The organism is Pseudomonas sp. Ag1 (genome assembly GCF_000278565.1).
GTDB lineage: Bacteria > Pseudomonadota > Gammaproteobacteria > Pseudomonadales > Pseudomonadaceae > Aquipseudomonas.
In genome coordinates, this window is record NZ_AKVH01000055.1 from 1 (window position 1) to 21,367 (window position 21,367).

At 60.1% G+C, this 21,367-nt stretch carries 17 protein-coding genes; 8 read left to right on the forward strand and 9 right to left on the reverse strand.

The genetic code is table 11. From position 1 onward, the window contains the following. Positions 1–157 precede the first annotated feature (157 nt). Complete coding sequence (locus A462_RS29945) at positions 158–1,018, reverse strand: universal stress protein (protein WP_003217553.1); 861 nt, start codon at positions 1,016–1,018, stop codon at positions 158–160. 151 nt (positions 1,019–1,169) lie between these two features. Here A462_RS29945 and A462_RS29940 point away from each other — a divergent pair, with 151 nt between their 5' ends. Next, the gene (locus A462_RS29940) at positions 1,170–1,772 is read left to right on the forward strand and encodes a tRNA-(ms[2]io[6]A)-hydroxylase (protein ID WP_008431008.1); all 603 of its coding nucleotides are present in this window, start codon (positions 1,170–1,172) and stop codon (positions 1,770–1,772) included. Here the strand turns inward: A462_RS29940 and A462_RS29935 are convergent. Together A462_RS29935 and A462_RS29930 are read right to left on the reverse strand one after the other, a co-directional pair. Beyond that, positions 1,728–2,927 carry an MFS transporter gene (locus tag A462_RS29935; protein ID WP_008431011.1) on the reverse strand — a complete coding sequence of 400 codons (1,200 nt, stop codon included), beginning with the start codon at positions 2,925–2,927 and terminating at the stop codon, positions 1,728–1,730. The two genes, A462_RS29940 and A462_RS29935, sit on opposite strands and share 45 nt — an antisense overlap. Positions 2,928–2,958: 31 nt before the next feature. Then, positions 2,959–3,345 (reverse strand): ectoine synthase, encoded by a 387-nt coding sequence (locus tag A462_RS29930; RefSeq protein ID WP_003217559.1) that lies wholly within the window; start codon positions 3,343–3,345, stop codon positions 2,959–2,961. 246 nt (positions 3,346–3,591) lie between these two features. Here A462_RS29930 and A462_RS29925 point away from each other — a divergent pair, with 246 nt between their 5' ends. Together A462_RS29925 and A462_RS29920 are read left to right on the forward strand one after the other, a co-directional pair. After that, positions 3,592–4,299: a winged helix-turn-helix domain-containing protein gene (locus A462_RS29925; RefSeq protein ID WP_003217561.1), complete on the forward strand. Its 708-nt coding sequence runs from the start codon at positions 3,592–3,594 to the stop codon at positions 4,297–4,299. Beyond that, on the forward strand, positions 4,300–5,577 hold the full coding sequence (locus A462_RS29920; RefSeq protein ID WP_008431015.1) for an ATP-binding protein: 1,278 nt from the start codon (positions 4,300–4,302) through the stop codon (positions 5,575–5,577). It begins immediately after the preceding gene. Positions 5,578–5,712: 135 nt separating this feature from the next. On the opposite strand, the gene A462_RS29915 is transcribed toward A462_RS29920, so the two are convergent. Continuing rightward, positions 5,713–6,516, reverse strand: coding sequence for a MipA/OmpV family protein (locus A462_RS29915; protein ID WP_003217565.1), 804 nt, complete (start codon positions 6,514–6,516; stop codon positions 5,713–5,715). A gap of 6 nt (positions 6,517–6,522) precedes the next feature. Beyond that, on the reverse strand, positions 6,523–8,346 hold the full coding sequence (locus A462_RS29910; RefSeq protein ID WP_003217568.1) for a serine hydrolase domain-containing protein: 1,824 nt from the start codon (positions 8,344–8,346) through the stop codon (positions 6,523–6,525). A 200-nt stretch (positions 8,347–8,546) separates the two neighbouring features. Here A462_RS29910 and A462_RS29905 point away from each other — a divergent pair, with 200 nt between their 5' ends. Then, positions 8,547–9,218, forward strand: a complete 672-nt coding sequence (locus tag A462_RS29905) for a DUF3313 domain-containing protein (RefSeq protein WP_008431019.1) — start codon at positions 8,547–8,549, stop codon at positions 9,216–9,218. 30 nt (positions 9,219–9,248) lie between these two features. Here A462_RS29905 and A462_RS29900 read toward each other — a convergent pair whose 3' ends face one another. From A462_RS29900 to A462_RS0132240, 4 genes are all read right to left on the reverse strand, one after another. Next, on the reverse strand, positions 9,249–10,649 hold the full coding sequence (locus A462_RS29900) for a DUF1254 domain-containing protein (RefSeq protein ID WP_008431021.1): 1,401 nt from the start codon (positions 10,647–10,649) through the stop codon (positions 9,249–9,251). 234 nt (positions 10,650–10,883) lie between these two features. Continuing rightward, positions 10,884–11,243 (reverse strand): response regulator, encoded by a 360-nt coding sequence (locus A462_RS29895; RefSeq protein WP_003217574.1) that lies wholly within the window; start codon positions 11,241–11,243, stop codon positions 10,884–10,886. A 216-nt stretch (positions 11,244–11,459) separates the two neighbouring features. Continuing rightward, positions 11,460–12,029 (reverse strand): YopT-type cysteine protease domain-containing protein, encoded by a 570-nt coding sequence (locus A462_RS34760; protein WP_032898668.1) that lies wholly within the window; start codon positions 12,027–12,029, stop codon positions 11,460–11,462. 132 nt (positions 12,030–12,161) lie between these two features. Continuing rightward, the gene (locus A462_RS0132240) at positions 12,162–14,990 is read right to left on the reverse strand and encodes a hypothetical protein (RefSeq protein WP_238544203.1); all 2,829 of its coding nucleotides are present in this window, start codon (positions 14,988–14,990) and stop codon (positions 12,162–12,164) included. A 280-nt stretch (positions 14,991–15,270) separates the two neighbouring features. Between A462_RS0132240 and A462_RS29890 the strand changes: the two genes are divergently transcribed. The 4 genes from A462_RS29890 to A462_RS29875 are packed head-to-tail and all read left to right on the forward strand — an operon-like array spanning position 15,271 to position 21,367. Beyond that, positions 15,271–18,768, forward strand: coding sequence for a response regulator (locus A462_RS29890; RefSeq protein ID WP_008431024.1), 3,498 nt, complete (start codon positions 15,271–15,273; stop codon positions 18,766–18,768). After that, positions 18,769–19,584 (forward strand): CheR family methyltransferase, encoded by an 816-nt coding sequence (locus A462_RS29885; RefSeq protein ID WP_003217583.1) that lies wholly within the window; start codon positions 18,769–18,771, stop codon positions 19,582–19,584. Then, a complete protein-coding gene (locus A462_RS29880; RefSeq protein WP_008431027.1) occupies positions 19,581–20,180 on the forward strand; it encodes a chemotaxis protein CheB in 600 nt (199 codons plus the stop codon). The genes A462_RS29885 and A462_RS29880 overlap by 4 nt, the downstream gene beginning before the upstream one ends. Further along, positions 20,174–21,367 carry a hybrid sensor histidine kinase/response regulator gene (locus A462_RS29875; RefSeq protein ID WP_003217587.1) on the forward strand — a complete coding sequence of 398 codons (1,194 nt, stop codon included), beginning with the start codon at positions 20,174–20,176 and terminating at the stop codon, positions 21,365–21,367. Before A462_RS29880 ends, A462_RS29875 begins: the two co-directional genes overlap by 7 nt.

Below are 21,367 nucleotides of genomic sequence, written 5' to 3' on the forward strand. Positions count from 1 at the left end.
AAGCCGGAGTGAGGGCACACCGAGCCTAGGCGAGGTGCCGAGTGGTGGGGCAAGAGCCTTTTGGTTACTTTTGGGCTCCTTTCAAAAGTGACCCGCTGTAAGAGCGGAACCAATACAAGCCATCACCCAAAAACGGATATGCCCCCAAAAAGAAGCATCACCCATTAGCCAGCTCTTCCAGATGATCCATCAACTCCTGCGGCTTAAGCACCAACACATCACTGTCCACCGCATCCAGCACCACCTCCGCCGTATTCCCGATCAACGCCCCGGAAATCCCGGTGCGCGCCACCGTACCAATGATGGTCACCGCCGCCTGCCACTTGTGCGCCGCGTGAGGAATCAACACATCCGCCGGCCCTTCCTCTATATGCAGATGAGTGTCGTCAATATCAAACTCCGCCTGGAACGCCTTGCACTGCTCACGATAGCGTGCCTCGATCGTCTCCTTGAGCTGAAACACCGGATCCGCCGCCGAGAGCATCGGCGACGGATGCGCACTGATCACATGCAACTGCGCCTTGGCCAAACTCGCGATATCAAACCCATGATCAATGATCGCGTTATGCAACGCCTGATGCTCGGCATCAGAATTGCCCACATCGATGGCCGCCAGAATCACCCCGCCAGCCCAAGGCCTGGACGTCTTCACCAGCAGCACCGGAGTCGGGCAGTAGCGCATCAACTTCCAGTCGGCAGGCGTCAACAGCGCCTTTTTCAGCGGGCTGTCAGCGAAATGCTGCTTGACCACCAACCCACACCCCTCTGCCTGCTGCACGTCGATGATGGTTTCATGCAGGCTGTCATTCCACGCCTGTTCAGTGGTGACGCTATAACCATCCTCCTGCAAACCGGCCTTCAGCAGGCTCAACATCGCAGAATGCTCGTGCTTCTTGTCACACACCAACAAATGCAAATGTGCCCCGGTGACGCCGGCAATCAGCTTGGCGCGCTTGAGGGCCAGGCTTTCCGAATGCTCAGGCTCGATGACCACCAGGATGCTGCGTATGGCTTGCATGGTCGGGTTCTCCAAAAAAGGGTGGGCGTGGAACAACTATAGTTGCTGCCCGGCACACGTCATGTTGATGCACATCAAGCCCGGTAGCTGGCGGTCTGCGGCGCGGTCGGTATAATCCCCGGCCTTTTGTGAATCTTTGCCCGTGAGCCCGATGAACCTGCCAGAAATCCACGAATTCCTCGGTTGCCGCACCCCCGACGGCTGGGTCCAGGCCGCGTTGGCCGACCAGGAAACCCTGCTGATCGACCACAAGAACTGTGAGTTCAAGGCCGCCAGCACCGCCTTGAGCCTGATCGCCAAGTACCATTCCCACGTCGACCTGATCAACCTGATGTCACGCCTGGCCCGGGAAGAACTGGTGCACCACGAGCAAGTCATGCGCCTGATGAAGAAGCGCAAGATCGAGCTGCGCCAACTGTCCGCCGGCCGCTACGCCTCGGGTTTGCGCAAGGTGGTGCGCAGCCATGAACCGGTCAAACTGGTGGATACCCTGGTGGTCGGCGCGTTTATCGAAGCCCGCAGTTGCGAGCGTTTCGAAGCACTGGTGCCGCATTTGGACGAAGAACTCGGCAAGTTCTATTTCGGCCTGCTGAAAAGCGAGGCCCGGCATTTCCAGGGTTACCTGAAACTGGCTTACCAGTACGGCGACGCCAAGGACATCGCCCAGGTCATCGACCGTGTACGCGCCGCCGAGCAGGAACTGATCGAGTCACCGGACGTCGAGTTCCGCTTTCACAGCGGCGTGCCAGCCTGACGCAACCGCTGCACCGAGCAACGCGGTGATCCCGGCCAGTATCAGGATCACCGTCTGCGTCCCCAGCGGCGCCGCCAGCAGTGCGATCAGCAACCCGGCCAGCGGCTGCGAGAGGTTGTTGAGCAAGGTCAGCACGCCCACCGTCTTGCCAAAGTCCCGGGCCGGGATTACCCGTTGTCGGACACTGCGGATGTACACGTTGAACATCTTGTCGAAACCGGTCAGCAGCAGGAAACCCACGGCATAAGCCCACACATTCGGGCTGATGGCCGTGATCAACGCTCCCACGGCAATCATCGAATACGACAAACCGCCCAGCACCTTGAGCGGCAGGGAAGCGCGCGCCAGGAAAAACAGGATGGCGATGGTCACCAGCGCGCCGGCCGCCTGCAACCCGGCGTAGGTGTCCTTGCCTGCGGCGTATTGGCCAATGACCATCGCGGCGGAAGTGGCGAGGGTGACGCCGATGATCAGGTTCACACCCACCGCCAGGGCGATAATCCTTTTCAGCTCCGGCAGGTCGCGAATATGCCCGAAGGCAACGCGCAACGGTTGCAGCCAGATGTCGTTGTGCTGCTCGAAAGTTTCAAGATTAACCGTGGTGTGGCGTTGCCAGATGCGCATCGCCAGGTCCGCCAGCAGGAACAGCCCGGCAACCGCCAGCACGACCCAGTGCCAGGCCCAGACGCCCAACATCAGCGCAGCCACCAGTGGGCCCAGCACCAGCCCGGTCTGGTCGGCAATCTGCGAGTAGGACAAGGTCTTGGCGTAGGTGTAATGCTTGAAGATATGCGGCAGCAGCACTTCCCGGGCCATGATGCCCTGGGTGGTCAACACGCCGCACAGCGCCGAAAGCATGACAATCCAGTAAATCCCGTCGAACATTCCATACAGCAGCACCGCCGCCACACACGCCAGCGCCCGGTACACCTGGCTGATATGCAGGACGCGCACGGCGGGATATTTGTCGCACAACGCCCCGCACACCGGGAACGACAGGTACCGCGGCAAGGATTCGACAAAAAACGCCAGGCCCGCCCAGGACACACTGTTGGTGGTCTGGAACACGATCAGCGGCACGATGAACAACAGAATCTGGTCGGCCAGGCGTGACAGAAACAACGAAATGAAGAAAGCCAGGTAATCCTTGCGCATGGTGTGCTCGTGTCCGTGAGTCAAATTGTCGTCAGTAGCCGGAGCCGGATTTATCCGTGAGATTGTGGCGCTCGTCGCCCTTGAGCGGCGGGTTGAATACGCTGACCAGCACCAGGTCCTGCTCCTTTCCGCCTCTTAGATAATGGCAGTCGTGTTGGTCCAGCGCATAAATATCACCGGGGCGGATCGGGTAGACGTTACCGTCCATATCTTCGACTTCACCCTCACCGGCGATGCAGTAGCAAGCCTCCAGGTGATTGCGGTATTGCAGCAGTGACTCGGTGCCGGCACGCACGACGGTGTGGCAGACGGTATAACCCATCCCGTCCTTTTCCGTCAGCAACCGATGGCTGGTGCCAGCGCCCCATTCGACAAAGTGCGCGGTGTTTTCAATGTCTGATTTGTGACGAACGAACATGGTTTTCTCCCGCTATGTAGGTAGAGGGCCATGATTCTCTTGTGTTTGTGGTGTTGTCATCAGCGACACTTCCGAAAAGCGTGTGGGGCGCATCTGGCGGACGGTACCGAGTTAAAGACTGCGGTGAAACTGTTAAAAACTCTTAAAAGCATGAAGCTTCGTCGGCCAGTGATGGCCAGCTGCTTTAGTCTGCCGGCTTGCCACCTATAATGCGCACACTTCAATCCGCGCGTGCACTGGAAATTTATGGATAACTTGGGTCTCGGCAAGGTCTTGCTCGTGGAGGACGATGAGAAGCTGGCAGGGCTGATCGCCCATTTCCTGTCCCAGCATGGCTTCGAGGTGCTGGCCGTGCACCGCGGCGACCTGGCGCTGGCGGCGTTCCTGGAGTTCAAGCCGAAGATCGTCGTGCTCGACCTGATGCTGCCCGGCCAGAGCGGCCTGCATGTGTGCCGTGAAATTCGCAACGTGTCCGACACGCCCATCGTGATCCTCACCGCCAAGGAAGACGACCTCGACCACATCCTCGGCCTGGAGTCCGGCGCCGATGATTATGTGATCAAGCCGATCAAGCCGCCTGTGCTGTTGGCTCGCCTGCGCGCCCTGCAACGTCGCCAGGCGCCGGAACCCACGGTGCGCGGCGCCCTTGAGTTCGGCCGCCTGGCCATCGACCGCAGTTGCCGGGTGGTGAGCCTGGGCGGGGAGAAGATCGACCTGACCACCATGGAATTCGAACTGCTGTGGTTGCTGGCCAGCGCCGCCGGGAAAATCCTCTCCCGCGATGACATTCTCAACCGCATGCGCGGTATTGCCTTTGACGGGCTCAACCGCAGCGTCGACGTGTACATCAGCAAGCTGCGCGGCAAGCTCAATGACAACCCCCGGGAACCGGTGTGCATCAAGACCATCTGGGGCAAGGGCTACCTGTTCAATCCGTTCGCCTGGGAGGTCTAGATGTTAAGGCTGTTTCTACGTCTGTATATCATCCTGGCCATTGGCTTGGCCGGGGCGATCTGGCTGGTGAACTACACCTTCGATGAGCTGTTGCCGGAGGCCAACGAAACCTACAACCGCGAGGCCCTGCGCGGCCCGGCGTATGGGCTGGTGGAACAATTGCGGCCGGTGACGGGGGAAGCGCGCGCCGCCCGCCTGGCCGAGTTGCAACCTCACTATGGGCTGCGACTGGCGCTGGTGCAGCGGGACACGCTGAAACTGACCGAGCGTGAGCAGCAACTGCTGGCCAGTGGCGAGTTGGTGGTGCGTGGGGATTTCATGGAGTTCATCTCCAACATCGACGGCGGCCACCAACTGCTGGAAATCAAACTGCCGGAAGAGCCCAAGTGGCTGTACATGTGGGCCTATGGCTTTCTCGGCCTGTGCCTGGCGATTGTCCTGTACTTCTGGGTTCGGCCCCATTGGCGTGACCTGGAGCATATCCGCCTGGCCGCGCAACGTTTCGGTGACAACGATCTCGGCTCGCGCATCCTGCTGCCGCGCCGTTCTACCGTGCGCGAGCTGGCGGGGCACTTCAACCAGATGGCCGAGCGCATTGAAAGCCTGATCGCCAACCAGCGCGAGTTGACCAACGCCGTGTCTCACGAGCTGCGTACGCCGATTGCGCGGCTGTCGTTTGAGCTCGACCAGCTCAAGCAACAGGCCGATCCACGGGAGAGCCGCGCACTGATCGCCGACATGTATGCCGACCTCGGCGAGCTGGAAGAAATGGTCTCGGAACTGTTGACCTACGCCAGCCTGGAACGCGGCGCCACGCAGATCACCCGGGAAAGCATCGAGGCCCACAGCTGGCTCGACAGTGTGATCGGCAGCGTCGCCCTGGAGGCCGAGGCGGCAGGCGTGCAGTTGCTGCTGCGCACCTGTGAAGTCGATTACATCCGTATCGAGCCGCGCTTTATGGCACGGGCGGTGATCAACCTGTTGCGCAATGCAATTCGCTATGCCGACCGGCGCGTGGAAGTGTCGCTGGTGAAGTTTGGCACCGGCTATGAAGTACGGGTCAATGACGACGGGCCCGGTGTGCCGGTGGAAGGGCGAGGGAAGATTTTCGAGCCGTTCCTGCGCCTGGACGCCAGCCGTGACCGCCGCACCGGTGGCTTCGGCCTCGGCCTGGCGCTGGTGCGGCGGGTGTGCCAATGGCATGGCGGGCAGGTTGAAGTGCTGGATTCGGAGTGGGGCGGGGCATCGTTTCGGATGACCTGGGCGTATGCCGAGTAATCATCCAGGAGCCATGGAGATCAAATGTGGGAGCGGGCTTGCTCGCGAAGGCGGTGAATCAGTCGCCGGATACATTGACTGAAACACCGCCTTCGCGAGCAAGCCCGCTCCCACATTTTGATTGGGTTACCAAAGTTAGAACGTGTACTCGACCATCCCCATCACCGACGTCTGCAAGCGTCTCTCCACAATCGGGCTTTGCCCGGCCTTGTCTGCCAGGTACTGCACATCCAGCAGCGTCGAAAACTGTGTGTGTTCGCTGATCGGCAAGCTCCACACCAGATTCATCCCGTTGCTGATGTTGCCGCCGCTGGCCTTGTAGGCCTTGAAGCGACTCTGTGCGGCCTGGCCGGTGGTGACGCCGTACCAGGTCTGCAGGTAGTTGCTGTCGCCAAAATGGCTGCTGAGGCTGGCATCCAGCGAACCGTAGTCGCCGTCGTACAGGTTGGTGCCCAGGCTCAGTTCCAGGTGGGTGAACGCCTTGCCGGAATCCTTGTGATCATCTTCCTCAAGCGCATGTTCCAGGGTTGCGCCGAGAATTACCCCGCCCAGGTTATAGCTGCCACTGACACCCACCTGGGGGCGAGTCTTGATCTCGCCCATGCCCTTGAGTTTCTTCGAGCCCGGGCGCCCGGTCTTGCTTTCGTCCTTGCGTGAGCCGCTGGCGCCGACGTAGGCGCTGAAGCTCGCACCGCCGCCGTCATAACCCCAGCCCAGGCCCTTGTCGGTGTCGAGGAAAATCCCCCACGGGCTGACGATGGCCGCCCCCAGCACCGGCGCGGTGACTCGCTCGTCGCTGCCGCTGTAGCGGGGCAGGTTGGCCACGCCGGCCTTGAGGGTGTATTCCCAGTCGTCGGCCAGCAGGGTGTCGGCGCTGGCCAGCAGGCACAGCGACGTCAGGGACAGGCACAGGTGTTTTGAACGCATGATGGTCTTCATGTGAGGTCAGAGACTCAAGGGGTTGTGGGGAGAATCGGTACGTTTGAAGTGGTAGCCGGAGGCGCTCAGGCCGTTGACCTGGCGACTCACGGTATCGCCCAGGCCATAGCCGTTGCCGGCCAGCACCGCGTGGGCGTTGTCCACGGGCAGCAGGATGTAGTCGGTCAGCGGCTCGTCGTGCAGTTGGCCGCGGATCACCAGGAAGCCGTTCTCCAGGCGCACGCTGATGCCGCTCAGGGGCGCGTCGGGCTCATGGGTGTTGAGCACTTGATAGGTACCGATGGTGTCGGCCCAGGCATTGCTCAGCGGGGTCGGTTCGATGCGTTCGCCCACCGGGACGCGTTGGCCGTGGCTGCGGGCGGTGAGCATCTGGCGCCCTTGCACCGTTACCACATCCAGCTGCACACGGCCCAGTTCGCCGAGGTCCTTGAGCCAGAAGCCGAGGAATTTCTGTTGTGCCCGCAGCCAGCCCTGGCCGTCGCGCAGCAGTTCGAAACGGGTGTCGGCCAACTCGCCATACAGCTGGCCGTTTTCGTCCTTGATACGGAAAATGCCCCAGGCCGTGGCATAGAAACCGGCCAGGCGCTTGCGGTCGATGGCGGCGGGCACCTGGCGAATCTTCAGGCCGTGGGCCGGCTGTTGGCAGTCGTCGGAACACACCGGGTCGCCGGTCTGGGCCTGAAGCATCAGGCGCAGGGTGTCGGTGGTCAGGGACGCCACCATCTCTTCGGCGCTGCTGTCGTTGGCCATCACAATAACGGCCAATTGCTGGTCCGGCAGCATCGTGAGTTGTGCGGCGAAATCATCCCCGCCACCGCTGTGCTGGAAGGTGCGTATCCCGGGGCCGACCGGCTCATCACCACAGGGCGCGAGAAACCACCCCAGGCCCATCTGGCAGTCGAAGTCCAGGGCATTCCCGGTATTTTGCTGGGTGAACATTTCGTCAATCGACTGGCTGCTCACCACCTGTTTGTCTTTGTAGCGGCCTCGGGCAAAGAGCATGCGCACGTAGTGGCTGAGGTCTTTGGGGCTGGCCCACAAGCCAGCGGCGGCGAGGTCACGCACCTGGGCGTCGGGGCTGACGGTGCCGTTTTCATAACCCAGGGCCCGGAAGCTCAGTTGCGCGCCGGTGCCGACGAAGCTCGACTGGTTCATCTCCAGGGGCTTGAGCAGGCTGCCTTGCAGGCGGTTTTCAAAGTCTTGCCCGCTGCTGCGCTCAATGGCGGCCCCGACCAGGGCGTAGCCGAGGTTGGAATACGCCACTTGGGTGCCCGGTGGAGTGCTCAGCCAAACGCCCGAAATACGCATCGGCATCTGGCCCATGGCGAAGGTGTTGCGCACATCCCGCAGGTGTTCGCTGGGCAGGCCCGACTGGTGGCTGAGCAGGCGGCGCAGGGTGATGTCGCGGTCGGCGGCCGCCTGGTCGGAATGAAAGCGCGAGCGTACGTAAAACTCCCGCAGGGTGTCCTGGATCGGGGCGTCGAGGGCCAGGCGCTGTTGCTCCACCAGTTGCAGGGCGGCGGTGGCGGTCAGCAGTTTGGAGAGGGCGCCGGCGCGGAACGCGGTGTTGGGGGTGACGGGTTTGCCCAGGGCCTTGTCGGCCAGGCCAAAGCCGTGGGCCCAGATCAGTTCCTGGCCATTGACCAAGGCGATGGACAGGCCGGGTATGTTTTGCCTGGCCATTTCAACGGGGATGCGTTTTTGCAGGTAGCGGATGATTGCGCTGTAGTCGCCCTTGGGGATAGGCGGCGGGGCCGGCGGTTGGCCGTGGCAGCCGAGACTGCCCAGCAGGAAACCCAGCAGCGGAATACTGCGCAATGTGCGAAACATGAGGAGCACCCGAGGGGTGGTTTGGATGCTCGAATGCTAGGGGCGGGCCGTCCATGAGTCTTTGTGAGCTTTGTCGGGAAACTGTCAAAGACTGTTAAAGGGGGGGGGCGCCCCGAGCGGGCTCGCTTCATTGCCGCAGCTCCAGCATCAGCTATACCTAATGCTCAGCGCTTCCTCAACGTCAGCCAAGGAGTATCGCGATGAAACTGGGAATAATGATCAGCACCGTGTGTATTGCCACGATCGGGGTGATGGGGTGTTCCAGCAAGGTGACGCAGCCGGACGAATACTCCGGGTTTCTCTCCGACTACAGCAACCTCAAGGAAGCCAGGTCGCCCTCGGGCGCGCAGGTAATGCGTTGGGTGGACCCCAACCTGAGTCTGAGCCGCTATAACGCGGTGTACATCGAGCCCACCCAGTTCTACCCCAAGCCGCAAGCCAGCACCAAGATCCCTGAAAGCACCCTGCAGGGCATCAGCACCTACTACAGCCAGGCGCTCAAGCGCGAACTGGAAAAGTCCTTGCCTCTGGCCGACGGACCAGGCCCGGGCGTGATAGTGGTGCGTGCGGCGATCACTGCCGTCAGCAGCAAGACCGAAAGTCTCAAGCCCTATGAGTACATTCCTGTCGCCCTGGTAGTCGCCACGGTCAGCACGGGCGCCGGGATTCGTGACCAGGAAACCACCTTGGGCACCGAAGCCCAATTCCTCGATGGTGCCAGTGGCAAGGTGGTCGCCCAAGTCGTGCGCAAAGGCACCGGTAAACCGTTGGCAAACGACTCCCAGGTGATGAAAGCCGATGACGTGAAAAACGTCATCGACGGCTGGGCGTCGGACCTGCATCAATCGTTTTTGAAGCTTAAAAAGGGCTAAGCCTCAAACGGTGCGCGACTTGAGCGGGTGCTATTTGATCGGTGTGAGCGGTGGCTGCTTCCATTGCCCGTTACCCACTTCAGGCTTGGGCAGGTAAATGCGCAATAGGGCATAGAACGGGCCGGGTGGTGCTGGCAGCCAGTTGCTTTGTTCCGCCTTCGGTGGCTCGTGGTGCGCGACCAACAGCGTCAGGCCGCCATCGGCGTCGAGCTTGAAGTTGGGCAACATCCCCGACGTGAGCACGTAGCGCTTCTTCAGGTTGGGGGTCAGCAGATTGGTCTTGGCGTTGTACATGGTCAGTGACCAGAATGCGTCGGTCGGTGGCAACTGGTCCTTGGCGAAGTGCAGGGTGTAGCTGTGGCGTGCGCCGTTGGCGGGTTTGCCCTCGCTGTCCACGGAGTAGCGCAGGTAGGCCGTTTCATCGCCGGAGTTGCCAAACAGGTGCAGGTTGGCGCCAGCGTAGCGGTACAGGTAGTTGTTTTGAAGGTGGTCGCGATTGCCGAACAGGTCTGCACTGGATACTTGATGGGTATCGATCTTGTCTTTTTTGAAGGCTGCATACTCGGCTTTGCCGTCGGCGATGCCGTCATCCAGCGCTTTGCGTTGCTCAACCGTCAGGGCCTTGAGGTCGAACGGTTTACCCGCCTCGACGCCGATCCTGGCAAAACGCGCGAGCACGTCTTTCTCACTGTCCTGCGGTGCTGCGTAGGCCAGCATGAAGTTCATATAGCGGAACAGATGCACGCTGTCGCTCATGTTCGGCGTAGGCTTGGGCCAGGCAATTTTCGGCGGCTTGATGGGTTTGGGCTGCTTCACGTAGCTGCTCAGGGTCTGGACCTTATAGCCGCCCTGGATCTGTCTGACTTTGCCCAAGTCCTTTTCATCGAACAATTGAGTGCGGTACAGGGCGTAGGCGATGTTGCTTTCGCTGTACACGACGCGGTCGATATCGGTTGGCTGCTGGCCTTTCCAGCCCGGGCCGGCAATCATGTAGTGGCCACCGTTGTTACCGGTGCTGCGGGTGCCCAGATAGCCGAAGTTCTGCGTATAGAGGTCGACCAACTGCACGGCGTAGTAGCGGTTGTCTTCGATCCTGGGCAGGGTCAACACCACGGGCTCGGCCCGCAGATCGAGCCAGACAAAGGAGTTGGGCGTGTCCGGGTTGGGGGTGGGGATCGCTGTATCTTTAGGGGTTATCGCCTGCGCGGTGTTCCCGATGTGGTTGAACGGCGCCTTGAAGTTCGCCCCGGTCTTGTCGACAGCCTGGGTGTAGAGAGTCTTGTACATCTCCACCACCGGGAAGCCATAAAGATAGGCTTCCTTGGCGATGGCCCGGGCTTCACTCGGCGTGGCGGTGAAATCGGCCCAGGCGCCGGTACTCATGAAAATCGAGAGGCTCGCCAACAGCAGGCGCGTCGGTGTTCGAATCATGTTGTTGCGTCCTTACTGAGTCAGTCGGATGTCGTCGAGTTTTTCAGCTGTTATAAAAGCAGGCTCCGGTGGGCGCGTACAGTCGCAACTAGCTGAACCTTTGCGTGTCAGGCAGAGTTTGCACTCAGTTGCTCGGGAAGTCTTTTGGCACGTGAGGTTCAACGCAAAGATCTATCGATCAGTTGACATCAACGAGATCAAGTGCCGCCTGTGAAAGGCGGCATCGGGGGGCAGTCAAGGCAGTATGGACTTAACCTTGTCACGCAACTGATCAATCGAGAACGGCTTGCCGATCACCTGCATGTCGGCTGGCGAATCGATATTTTCGGCATAACCGCTGGCGAACAGGATGGGCAGGGCGGGGCGTATTTCACGGGCCTTGAGGGCCAGTTGCTTGCCGTCCATGTCCGGCAGGCCGACGTCGGTCATCATCAGGTCGATGGTCTGGTCGGTGTCTTGAACTATTTTCAAGGCTTCTTCGGCATCGGCCGCTTCAAGCACTTGGTACTCCAGCTCTTCGAGGACATCGACGATCAACATGCGCACGATGGCGTCGTCTTCGACTACAAGGATGGTGGAGGGGGCGGCTGACATAGTGGAGGTTCCCGAACAGTGGAAGGGGCAGGTCTTGGGCGATGGGAAGACCGTTTTCATCCTGAGTATTGTCGGTCCCGGCAAGTTCCCCAGATAAGCAAAACATTGTGCCGGTAACGGCTACAAATGTCGCGTATCACCGCCACTCACTTGCCAGGGGCTTGCTGGAACAACCAGCAAGCCCCGGCCATGGTCTCAAGCTGCCGGTTTTATCGGTTAAAGGGATCCGTACACCAACCCATGTACCCGGCTCTGGTTCTCGCTTGCCTTGAAGGTGCTGACCGTATATTCCGGGTTTGTCGGCGTCCCAAACGCTCCCGGGATGAGCGGCGTCTTACTGTTGGCCAGCGATTCCTTCATTCCTTTCTTCATGGCGTCCTCGGTCGGAAAATTGACCAATCCGAAATTGGGGTCGAAATAGAACCATTTTCGCGTGCCGCCTTCCACGATCACTCCCGCTGTCATCGCGTGGACGGGCGTGGCGATGATGAGTGTCTTGGACGTCGTCGCGTTGGCCAGGTCATCGATGATGGCCTGATAGGACTTTTGCGTGACGACTTCAGCCGAGTGCGGTCGCTTTCTGAAGTGATCCTGGGCTTCGCTCATGTCCTTGATGAACCTCGCCGATTTTGGGTTGGTTTCCTTGGTTGCCGCCGCAATGAAAAGCTTGTCGATGTACTCGTCCTGTTTTCCAACGGACACGGCGTAGGCCATTGCGTTGGCTAACACGCCACATTCGCCTCCGGTCACCGTGTCCACCTGGCTCAAATAGAAATTCTGGGGCATGCCCCTGAGCTTGATGCCGGGGATGCGCTCAATTTCGGCTTTGTAGAACTCATAGTTTTTAAGGCCGACTTCTGATCGCTTTTTGCCTATTGACTGTGCCAGGGCGCCGATTTCTTCGGGGCTTCGATTCGGCTAGCCCGAGTAGCCCGGGATGTCATCCACTACCCCGTTGTTATAGCCACGCATATACGCATCGTGGCTCGTTGTTCTGGCGTGTTCCTGCGTAGCCTTGAATGAGTTGGATAATTGCTTGGAGGGTGTGTTTTGCGCCTTGGTGGCCGGCCCTCCGACAAAGTACTCCCAGAAGCTTTCAACGTTGTCCTGGACCGACACGGTCTGTGGCGTGAACCCCTTCAGCGGTGGGCCATAGGGTTGTTTCTTGAGGGCGTCGTACGCGTACCATTCGCCCTTGTTCAATACAGCGGAGGCTTCGACGGTTTGATCCGCCAGCTTGATGGTGCCGATTGCCGCGACGCCATGTTCCTTGCCGGCGGCTTTCAACAGGTCATAGCTGCCGGCTGCCCCCTTGAGTTTGTTTAGCCCGTTAATGCTTTTTTCGACTACAAACTTGCCGCCCCGGTTAATCAGTCCTGCGCCTCCCAGAAGCAAATCGCCCAAGCCGCCCACCGGGTTCAAGGCGCCGATGGTGGCGACACCGATCTTTTTGGCAACATTCAGCGCCTTGGCGCCTGCACTGAGGGCTTTTGTGCCCGCCTGTGCCGCTTTGGACGAACCCAGGCTGACAAAGCCCAGCAGGTCCAGCTGGAGGTCAATCGCCCCCTCCAGGTAATTACCCTTGGTAAAGTTGGCAATCGCTGACTTGAAGGGAATGAGGTCGAGGAAGAAATGGGTCACCTTCAGCTCGGTTTCCATTTGCTTGTCGTAGGTCGTGGCGCCTTTGGCTTGCTTGACGACATCCTCGTTGCCCAGGTCGAGGTTTTCGACAAATGCCTCCGCGATGTACTGGGTACGGGCGGTGGCAAAGCTGTTGGGAGGCAGTGGGTTCGTGTCTGTACTGGCTGAGCGCTCGGGCTCAGTGGCCTCTGAAGCGTCGAATTTTTTTATTCTGTTTTCCTCGATCGCCAGTTCCCAGGTACTCGCAGAGAAATCCTGGGGCGTTACTTTTTTGATGCTGCCGTTTTTTATGTCCAGCCTATAGGTAACAGGTTCCGTGCCACCCTCTACCTGTATCAGCAGCTCATTTTTAATCGGTTTGAAAAGCGAGGTGACCAGGTTTGGGCCCAATTGATAAACAGAGGGCTGGTAAAAAGTGAGGTTGCCCTGCTCGATGTTTTTTCGATCTTCCAGCGGCAGGCTGGCGATCAGGTGCTTTACGGTGGTGGCAACCCCGTCATTCAGCGACTTGATCGACGCTTCAAACTGCTTTTGAAATGTCGCGTTTACGTCGAACTTGAGCGACTGGCCTTCCAGTGCCTGGGTGATGTCTGGATCCTTGGATTCCCAGGTGTAATCGCCCAAGCCACTCATGGCGATGTCCAGCAACGAATGCAGGCCCGCAGGTGCGCGGTTTGGGTCGTAAAGCGGTACGCCAAACTGTTGTTGGCGGGTGTCCTTCACCGTCAGGGCCTTTTTTTCAAACGGCACATCTTCGCCAAATCGCTCCTTGAGCTGGGCCAGTGCAATGGCCTTGCGGCTCGGGATATCGGTCTCCAGCAGGGTGGAGGCCTTCATGCGTTCATCCACCTGCTGAGTGAACTCGACGCGTATCGCTTCCAGCTGGTCGGGGCTGTAGGCATCGTTGGGTTGTTTGCTGATAACGCCGTTGGCCACGGCCCAATCAATCAGCGCTGCCCTCTGTGCGCTTTGGGTCACGGCGGGCTCGGCGAGTGCAGCGCTTTCGGCCTTGAGCATCACTTGGGCGAAAGTCATGTTCGGTACCGAGCCCGGCGACTGCGCTTCAATCGACGCCGCCGCAACCGCCAGGTTGACCCAGGCCGGGCTGCCATAGGTCACGCTGGCCGGGATGTCTTTGATCAGGAACTCCGGGGCTGTTCTTGCCAGCAATACGTAAGCACCCGCCTGGGCCATCTCGGGGCTCGTTCTGCCCTCGCTCGACAGGTGTGCGCTCAGCCCGTTGACGATGGCAGAGGCCGGCTTGCCCCAATGTTCTTCACTGGCCACGTCGAAACCGGCCAGTTTGTTCCGTTGAGGCGCCTGGATTGACTCGGGATCCATCTGTGCACTGATGGCGGCCAGCAGGTAGTCGTAATGGCTGTTCTTGGTCTCGATACCATTGAGCCCGCGCTGCAGGGCCTGGCCCATCAGTTGGCCTTCGGGCGAGCTTAAAAGAAACTCGAGGATCTTCGCCGGGTCGTTCAAGGCGGCCACAGGAATGGGATTCTGGTACGCGAGAAAGTCCAGGACGCTCTTTGTCTGCGTGACTTGCGGCTGATCGCCGAGGTGGTGGGCGTGGTTCATCGCAAGCAGGCGCAACTGAGTTTGCTGGTTCTGGTCCAGCGGTGCAGGCCAGGACAAGGCACCGCCCAGGTCACCGAAAGGGTGGGCGGCGATCCTGACGGTCGCTTCCAGTTTCAGCTTGAGCAACTCGGCCTTGGAGGTTGGCAGAGGCACCCCGTTGGCATTCAGGAATGCCTCCAGGCTTTGGTTGACCCTGGTCCCCATGTCCAGGGTGTTGTGATGGGACGAGTCAGGATGAATGGCCATTTGTGTGAGCTTCAGGACGGACTGTACATAGGGGGCGGTGTCGTAGTCTTGCAGGGCCGGGGCAGCGAGGTTGATGGCGTCCAGCAGGTTCTGCCAGTTCTGCCGGTCGGCCATGGGCTGTTTCAGCACATCGGAGCGGCTGGCGGCTGATGCTGGCGCTGCTGCAACGGCAGGGGGCGTGGCTGGCTGGGGGCTCAGGGACGATGCCCCGGAAGCAGGGGAGGAAAAGAATTGGGGCGCAGGCTGTTGCACGGAGAGGTTGCTGACATTTTGCATCGGTGGGTACCTGTTTTATTAGGAGATACGCGCCTTTTCCGAGGAGGTTCCCTGTTCCCCACGGCACCCCTTTGGGTGGGGCGGCCCACACACAACGTTCCAGGCTCACTTCGGTTCCCATGTAAGAAGGAAAGTCAATTGCCGAGTGTTAAAAACACATCCATTCGTCTATTTATCAATGGGTTATGTAATCCATGTCGCTACGGGTAGCAGAAAAATAGCGCTCAGGCGCAACTTTGGGGCAAACTCCTCGTTTTTCCGTATTGGCCAAGGCATGCCCATGACTCCCGCGTCGTCTGTCGATGAGAAAAGCTTCCGTAAATTGCTGGGCCGCAACGTGGCACTGCCGTTGGGCGTTGGCGTGCTCAGCGCGGTGTTTTTCGTCGTTCTGATCACCTACCTGTTGTCGGTGATCCAGTGGGTCGAACACACCGACCGGGTAATCAACAATCTCAACGAAACCTCGAAACTGACCGTGGACCTGGAAACCGGCATGCGCGGCTTCCTGATTACCGGTGACGAGCATTTCCTCGACCCGTACGAAGTGGCCAAGCCGCGGATCATTTCCGACTTGCGCAACTTGCAGGCACTGGTGGCGGACAATCCGGAGCAGGTGGACCGGCTCAAGCGTCTGGAGTCGTTGCAACAGGCGTGGAACACCTACGCCCAGTCGATGATTGACATGCAGCGGCAAAACGGCGATTACCGCACCGCCGTGAAAGCCGGGCGTGGCAAGAGCCTGACGGACGAGATTCGCAAGGAGTACGACCGGGCGGTGGCGATGGAGCAACAGTTCCGCATCACCCGCAATGAAGACGTTACCCGCACCACGATCATCAGCGTCACCTTGTACCTGGTGTTTGTGCTCGGCCTGAGTGGCTTCCTGGCGTATGTCGGCCGAAAGAATCTTCTGGAACTTTCAAACAGTTACAGCGAAAACCTGATGTCGCAGCAGAGGATCGCCAAGCGCCTCGAGCAGCAAGCCTGGTTGCGCAACGGCCAGACCGAGCTGGCCGAGCAGGTCCTTGGCCAACTGACGCTGAACCTGCTGGGGCGCAACATTTTGCAGTTCTTTGCCCAGTACATGGGCTCGGCGGTGGCGGCGTTGTACGTGCGTGAAGAGCACGGCGGCCTCACACGCGTGGCTACCTATGGCTTCTCCCGCGAGCAGGAGCAGCAGGAACAGTCGATCTACAACGACGAAGGCATCGTCGGCCAATCGGCCCGGCAGGACCGCCTGATTCGCCTGGACGATGTGCCGGTGGATTACTTCAAGGTCAGTTCCGGCCTCGGCGAAGGTGCGACCCGCAGCGTGCTGGTGGTACCGACCAGCGATGATGGCCGGGTCAACGGGGTGATCGAACTGGGTTTCCTGCGTGCACTCGATGACCGTGATGTCGAACTGCTGGAGTTGATTGCCGACAACATCGGCACCTCCATCGAAGCCGCGCGTTATCGCCAGCGCCTGCAGGAAGTGCTGGCCGAAACCCAGCAGCTCAATGAAGAGCTGCAAGTGCAGCAGGAAGAGCTCAAGACGGCCAACGAAGAGCTGGAAGAACAGTCGCGCATCCTCAAGGAGTCCCAGGCCCACCTGGAAACCCAACAGGCGGAGCTGGAACAGACCAACGAACAATTGGCCGAACAGACCCAGACCCTGGCCGAGCAGCGCGATGCCATGGACCAGAAGAACGTCCAGCTCAACCGCGTACAGATCGAGCTGGAAGAGCGCGCCGACGAGTTGCAGCGCTCCAGCAAGTACAAGTCCGAATTCCTCGCCAACATGTCCCACGAGCTGCGCACGCCGCTGAACAGCTCGTTGATCCTGGCCAAGTTGCTGGCGGAGAACCCCCAGGAAAACCTCAGCGCCGAACAGGTCAAGTTCGCCGAGTCGATCTACTCGGCCGGTAACGACTTGCTCAACCTGATCAATGACATCCTCGATATCTCCAAGGTCGAAGCCGGTAAGCTGGAAATGCGCCCGGAGAACACCAGCGTTGCGCGCCTGGTGGATGGGCTGCGCGGCATGTTCGAGCCGCTGGCGGCCGACCGCAAGCTCGGGTTCCAGGTGGAGGTGCAGGAAGGCTCGCCACACATGCTGTTCACCGACCGCCAGCGCCTGGAGCAGATTCTGAAGAACCTGCTGTCCAACGCCATCAAGTTCACCGAGAAAGGTGAGGTCAGCCTGTCGGTATCCCGGGCACCGGGGGAGGGCATCGCCTTTACCGTACGCGACTCGGGGATTGGCATCGCCCCGGACCAGCAGGAAAGCATCTTCGAGGCCTTCCGCCAGGCCGATGGCACCACCAACCGTCGTTACGGCGGCACCGGCCTGGGCCTGTCGATTTCCCGGGACCTGGCGAACCTGCTGGGCGGCTATATCAGCGTCACCAGCGAACCTGGCCAGGGCAGTATCTTTACCCTGGTGGTGCCCGAGCACTATGTAGAGCGTGACGAAGACACCCCCGCGCTGGAACAGCCGCGCGCGGTAGTCCCTGTGCCTGCACCGGCGCCGATCAAGGTGTCGCCGATGCCGATCGCCCACGAAGCGCAGATCCCGCGCTTTATCGATGACCGCGACAAGGCTCCGTTCGCCACGCGTTGCATCCTGGTGGTGGAAGATGAGCCCAACTTTGCCCGCATCCTCTTCGACCTCGCCCATGAACTGGGTTACCACTGCCTGGTGGCCCATGGCGCAGACGAAGGCTACGCCCTGGCGGAACAGTACATTCCCGACGCGATCCTGCTGGACATGCGCCTGCCGGACCATTCCGGCCTGACCGTGCTGCAACGTCTCAAGGAACATGCCGGGACCCGCCATATCCCGGTGCACGTGATTTCCGTGGAGGACCGCGTCGAAGCCGCCATGCACATGGGCGCCGTGGGCTATGCAGTCAAGCCGACCACCCGCGAAGAGCTCAAGGATGTGTTCGCCCGCCTGGAAGCCAAGCTGACGCAGAAGGTCAAGCGTGTGCTGCTGGTGGAAGACGATGACCTTCAGCGAGACAGCATTGCCCGCCTGATCGGCGACGATGATATCGAGATCACCGCCGTAGGCTTCGCCCAGGAGGCCCTGGACCTGCTGCGCACCCACATCTACGACTGCATGATCATCGACCTCAAGCTGCCGGACATGCTCGGCAACGAGCTGCTCAAGCGCATGTCCATCGAGGACATCTGCTCGTTCCCGCCGGTGATCGTCTATACCGGGCGCAACCTGACCCGCGATGAAGAGGCCGAACTGCGTAAGTATTCGCGCTCGATCATCATCAAGGGCGCGCGTTCCCCCGAGCGCCTGCTGGACGAGGTGACACTCTTTCTGCACAAAGTCGAATCGCAGTTGTCCCATGAACGCCAGACAATGCTCAGGACTGCCCGCAGCCGCGACAAGGTGTTCGAGGGCCGCAAGATCCTGCTGGTGGATGATGATGTACGCAATATTTTCGCCCTGACCAGTGCCCTGGAGCACAAGGGCGCGATTGTCGTGATCGGCCGTAATGGCCGCGAGGCGATCGAGAAACTCAATGAAGTCGATGACATCGACCTGGTACTGATGGACGTGATGATGCCGGAGATGGACGGGTACGAGGCCACTGCCTTGATCCGCCAGGACCCGCGCTGGCGCAAGCTGCCGATCATCGCGGTGACGGCCAAGGCCATGAAGGACGATCAGGAGCGCTGCCTGGCGGCAGGCTCCAACGATTACCTGGCCAAGCCCATCGACCTGGACCGGTTGTTTTCATTGATTCGCGTGTGGCTACCCAAGATGGAACGGATTTAATTGGAACGAAGCACTGACATCGAACTGCGCTTGTTGATTGAGGCGATTTACCTCAAGTACAGCTACGACTTTCGCGACTACTCCGGCGCTTCGGTCAAACGCCGCGTGGCCCATGCGTTGCGTCAGTTCGACTGCGCCACCATCTCGGCCTTGCAGGAACGGGTGCTGCATGACCCGACGGCGTTCATGCAGTTGCTGCAGTTCCTGACGATTCCGGTCAGCGAAATGTTTCGCGACCCCTCGCACTTCCTGGCGATTCGCAAGGAAGTGGTGCCGCTGCTCAAGACCTACCCGTCGATCAAGATCTGGATCGCGGGCTGCAGTACCGGGGAGGAGGTGTATTCGATGGCCATCCTGTTGCGTGAGGAAGGCCTGCTGGAACGCACCATCATCTACGCCACCGACATCAACCCCCGGTCCCTGGAAAAAGCCAAGCAGGGGATCTTTTCCCTCGAGAACATCCGCGCCTATACCCACAACTACCAGCAGGCCGGTGGCCAGCGTTCGTTTGCCGATTACTACACCGCGGCTTACGATCATGCGATCTTCGACAAGACCCTGCGGGAGAACGTGACGTTTGCCGATCACAGCCTGGCGACCGATAGCGTGTTTTCCGAAACTCAATTAATTTCCTGTCGCAACGTATTGATTTACTTCAATAAAAAGTTGCAGGATCGGGCGTTTGGACTGTTCCATGAGTCGCTGTGTCATCGCGGCTTCCTGGTGCTGGGCAGCAAGGAAACCCTGGATTTTTCCGCCTACAGCAAACAGTTCGAACCTCTGGTCAAGCAAGAACGGATCTACCGAAAATTATGAATGAAGCTACTGCCAGCCCGGTATCCGGGATCGAGGCCATTGTGATCGGCGCTTCCGCAGGCGGTGTCGAGGCATTGCTGAGCATTTTTGGCGAGCTGCCGGCGAGCTTCGGCCTGCCGATCATTACCGTGCTGCATTTGCCGGACGAGCGCCGCAGCCAGTTGGCGGAAGTGTTTGACCGACGCGTATCGATGAAGGTAGTGGAGGCCCGCGACAAGGAAGTGATCCAGCCCGGCACCCTGTATTTTGCCGGCCCCGGTTATCACCTGTCGGTGGAGCACGACCGCAGCCTGTCACTGAGCCAGGAGGACCGCGTGCACCATTCCCGCCCGGCAATCGACTACCTGTTTGATTCAGCCGCCGATGTCTACGGCAAGGGGTTGCTGGCGATTTTGCTGACGGGGGCCAACCAGGACGGCGCCCGGGGCCTGGCCCACGTCAAGCAGAGCGGCGGTACCACGGTGGTGCAGGACCCTTTGGAGGCCCGCGTCGCCGTGATGCCCCGGGCCGCCCTGGCGCTGCATGAACCTGACCATATCCTCACCTTGAGCCGCATCGGCACCTTGCTGGCTTCCCTGGAATCCTCCCCATGTTAAGTACTGTCCAGGCCAAACTGCTGATCGTCGACGATCTGCCGGAAAACCTGCTGGCCCTTGAAGCGCTGATCAAGCGCGAGGACCGCCAGGTCTATAAGGCATTGAGCGCCGACGAGGCCTTGTCGTTGCTGCTGGAGCACGAGTTCGCCATGGCCATTCTCGACGTGCAGATGCCGGGCATGAACGGCTTCGAGCTGGCCGAGCTGATGCGCGGCACCGAAAAGACCAAGAACATTCCCATCGTGTTTGTCAGCGCTGCCGGCCGTGAGCTCAACTATGCGTTCAAGGGCTACGAAAGCGGCGCCGTGGATTTCCTGCACAAGCCGCTGGATATCCACGCGGTCAAGAGCAAGGTCAACGTATTCGTTGACCTGTACCGCCAGAGCAAGGCGATGAAGCAGCAGGTTGAAGCCCTGGAGCAAAGCCGGCGCGAGCAGGAAGCCTTGCTCACGCGCTTGCAGGCCACCCAGGCCGAACTGGAGCAGGCCGTGCGCATGCGCGATGACTTCATGTCGATCGTCGCCCACGAAGTGCGCACGCCCCTCAACGGGCTGATCCTGGAAACCCAGCTGCGCAAGATGCACCTTGCCCGGGACAACGCCGCAGCGTTTACCCTGGACAAGATGCACGCCATGGTCGACCGCGATGAGCGGCAGATCCAGAGCCTGATTCGCCTGATCGAAGACATGCTCGACGTGTCGCGCATTCGCACGGGCAAGCTGTCGATCCGCCCCGGTCGCTTTGACCTCACGCAACTGGTGCACAACCTGCTGGAAAATTTTGCGCCGCAGGTGGCGGCGGCGGAGTCTTCGGTGGCCTGGGTCCAGGAAGGGCCGGTGGTAGGCAACTGGGATGAATTCCGTATCGAGCAGGTGGTGTCCAACCTGTTGACCAACGCCTTGCGCTACGGGGCCAAGAGCCCGGTGGAAGTGCGGGTGTACGCCGAGCATGGCGAAGCGCGGGTAGAAGTACGTGACCACGGGATCGGCATCAGCGAAGACAACCAGAAGCGTATTTTCCAACAGTTCGAGCGCGTGTCGGCCAACCATGCCGTGGCGGGCCTGGGCCTGGGGTTGTTTATCTCCGAGCAGATTATCGCGGCCCACGGCGGGACCATTGAAGTGGAAAGCCGGATAGGCGAGGGCGCGCTGTTCCGCGTCTGCCTGCCCCTGGAGGCCGGGGCATGA